We start from the raw sequence: 3366 nt of genomic DNA, 5'->3' as shown, positions 1-3366 counted from the left end.
CTTTCCCTACACGACGCTCTTCCGATCTCGACCCCAGGTGGCTTTTGGTGAACGTGGTCAGCTTCTTCCTGTATTCCTCGGTGCTGAGCACCCTGAAGCCCTGGCTGGTGGCGCTGCTTCTGGGGCTGTCCCTGGTGAACTACGGGATTCTGCGGATGAAGAACCGTTGGCAGCTTGCCCTCAGAGATGAGTTCGCCCAGTCCGACCGGGAAATCAGTTACCTGAATCGGGCCATGAAGGATACCACGATGGCCAAGGACGTGCGCATCTTTGCCATGAACGACTGGCTGATGGCGTTTCGAGAGAATCTCTTTGGACACAGGCTGAAGCTGGAGAAGAAGAACCGGCGCAGGATGTTCGCCACAGACCTTCTACAGCTATTGCTGAGCCTGTGCAGGAACGGCTTCGCCTACGCATACCTGATCTGCACCTGTCTCCAGGGGGACATCTCCGCCGCGGAGTTCCTGGTGTACTTCGGGGCGATTACGGGTTTTTCCGGCTTCGTCACGAACATCGTTGACACCTATTCCGGACTGAAGCTGGCGAATGCGGATGCCTCCTGCATGCGGGCCCATATGGAACTTCCGGAAATCGGCGGGGAGGGAGAGGTGCCCGCGGCGCTGTATCGGACCCCTGTGGAGATTGAATTCCGGGACGTGAGCTTTTCCTATGGGGAAAAAACGGAAGAGGAGCCTTCCGCGGAAGAGGGCCGTTCCGGGGGAGGAGAGTCCTCCACGGAAGAAAAGCGCTCCAAGGTGTACGACCATTTCAACCTGGTGATACGGCCCGGGGAGAAGGTGGCGCTGTTGGGCATCAATGGCGCGGGCAAGACCACGCTGGTGAAGCTGCTCTGCGGCCTGTACGAGCCGGACGAGGGGCAGATACTGATCAACGGCGTGGACATCGCGGGGGTGCCCAAGCGGGCGCTGTACGATCTGTTCTCCGTGGTGTTCCAGGAAGCCACCATCTTCCCCTACCCGGTGGGCTGCAACATCTCCTTGCGCAAGCCCGGGGAGACGGATGAGGAGCGGGCCTGGGCGGCCCTGCGGGAGGCCGGGCTGGAAGAGACCTTCAGGGAGCGGGGCATCGGAATGGATTCCTTTATGACGAAGACGGCCTTCAAGGACGGCGTGGAGCTGTCCGGAGGCCAGGCCCAGCGCTTCTTCCTTGCCAGGGCATTGTATAAAGACGGGAGTATATTGATTCTGGACGAGCCCACCTCGGCGCTGGATCCAATCGCCGAGAGTGAAGTTTATGAGGAATACGTGAAAATCAGCAAAGGCCGGACTTCCCTGTTCATCTCCCACAGGCTGGCCAGCACCAAGTTCTCGGACAGGATCCTCTTCCTGGAGGACGGACGGATCAAGGAGGAGGGCACCCACGAGGAGCTGATGGCGCTGGGGGGAAGCTACGCTCAAATGTTCGAGATACAGTCCCGGTACTATGTGTCAGGAGATGGACAGGCAGCCGCGGAGCAGATGGCAGCGATAGAATTTGAATGATGAGAAAGAGGGTCAAAAATATGCCGGATGATTTGACAAGCAAAATTCCACTGAAGGACAATATCAGATACATAAAAAACATGTTAGGATATATTCAAAAAACCGATAACACCTATTTCCTCCTGGCCACGCTCCGGCTGGTGCTGGATGCAGTGGAGGCGGCGCTTGGATTGGTGTTCTCCGCGGATATCCTGGAGCTGCTCTGGGAGGGCGCGTCTATGGAAAAACTGGGGAAGCCGGTAATCCTGCTCCTGAGCTCCTCGTTCCTGCTCTCCGCGGCCTCCAGCTTCCTGAAGAACGAGTTCGTGGAGCCGAAGCAGTCCCTGATCTGGCTGACCTACGACAGCGACTTCCCCGCCAAGTTCCAGCAGATGGACTATTCCCTGATTGAGAGCCCCTATGTCAAGAAGCTCACGGACCGCATCTGGAAGGACAATAACTGGGGAGCCGGGATTGGCAGCGCATTCTGGAATCTGGAATTCGTCGTGTCGGGGATATGCAGACTGCTTTGCTCCGTGGTGGTGGCCATCCCCATCCTGAAGATTATCGTCACCCACGGCAATCCGTGGATGTACCTGGGGCTTGTGGTATTGCTTGTGGCGCTGTGGCTCCTCGCCGGAGCCAGGACGAAGGCAGGCGCGGTTTATCAGGAGCAGCTCTTGAAGGAACCGGAGGAGCTGTACCCGGAGGAGCTGTACCGGAAATATTATTCCTTTTGCGGGCACTGGACGCGCCGCTGTTTAAGCGGGGACTACCATTTCATCAAGGACATCCATCTCTATGACGGATACAATCTGATGGAGCATTATACGGTGGGGAACATGCGGGAGGGCGAGAAGGTCATCCCATGGACATCCGTCATGGGGAAGCTGTCGGGACGGTTGGGGTTCCTGCAGGGAGCCGCATATAGCCTGGCAACGCTGGCAGGCTACCTGATTTCCGCGGCCTATGTCCTGCTGGGGGCGTTTCCGGTGGGGAGTGTAATCAAGTTCGCAGGCTCCATCACGAACATCCTGAACAGCATCCAGTGCATGGGCTACTGGTTAAGCGAGCTGTCCCTCACCGCCAGGAGGGTGGCCAGCACCCTGGAGATGCTGAACGTCAGCGATGAGATGTACAAGGGCAAGCTCCCTGTGGAGAAACGGCTGGACAATCAGTATGAGATAGAATTCCGTCATGTCTCCTTCCGGTATCCTGGGACGGAGCGCTATGCCCTGGAGGACTTCTCCTTAAAGCTGCGCATCGGGGAGCGTATGGCCATCGTGGGCATGAACGGCTCCGGCAAGACCACCATGATCAAGCTCCTGTGCCGCCTCTACGACCCACAGGAGGGGGAGATTCTGCTGAACGGCGTGGACATCCGCAAGTTCCGGCAGGACGAGTATGTCCGGCTGTTCTCAGTGGTGTTCCAGGACTTCAAGCTCCTTTCCATGCCCCTGGGGGAGAACGTGGCGGCCTCCGTGGAGGTGGACGAAGGGAAGGCAGAGGAGGTGCTGCGCCAGGCCGGATTGGGAGAGCGGCTGGAGGAGCTTCCGGAGGGGCTTGGCACATACCTGTACCAGGACATCACGGACGGCGGCATAGAGATATCCGGCGGCGAGGCCCAGAAGATCGCCATCGCCAGGGCCCTGTACAAGGACGCGCCTTTCGTGCTGTTGGACGAGCCCACAGCCAGCCTGGATCCCCTGTCGGAGTATGAAATCTATTCCGGCTTCGACACCATGGTGGGGGACAAGACGGCCATCTATATCTCCCACAGGCTGTCCTCCTGCCGGTTCTGCGACGACATCGCCGTATTCCATGAGGGGCGGCTGGTGCAGCGAGGGAGCCATGAGCAGCTCCTCTCGGACGAGAAGGGGAAATA

General features: G+C 58.5%; 2 protein-coding genes. Both read left to right on the top strand.

Annotated elements, in window-relative coordinates; translation table 11 throughout:
- Window positions 1-155: 155 nt before the first annotated feature.
- Complete coding sequence (locus Q2B33_RS10880; RefSeq protein WP_330691369.1) at window positions 156-1502, top strand: ABC transporter ATP-binding protein; 1347 nt, start codon at window positions 156-158, stop codon at window positions 1500-1502.
- Window positions 1503-1582: 80 nt separating this feature from the next.
- The coding region (locus tag Q2B33_RS10875) for an ABC transporter ATP-binding protein (protein WP_300913995.1) at window positions 1583-3366 on the top strand (1784 nt) is incomplete at its 3' end.

The organism is uncultured Acetatifactor sp. (assembly GCF_948601915.1).
Lineage (GTDB): Bacteria > Bacillota > Clostridia > Lachnospirales > Lachnospiraceae > Acetatifactor.
The sequence above is the reverse complement of the archived record's forward strand: the minus strand, read 5'-3'. Positions and strand labels throughout refer to the sequence as shown.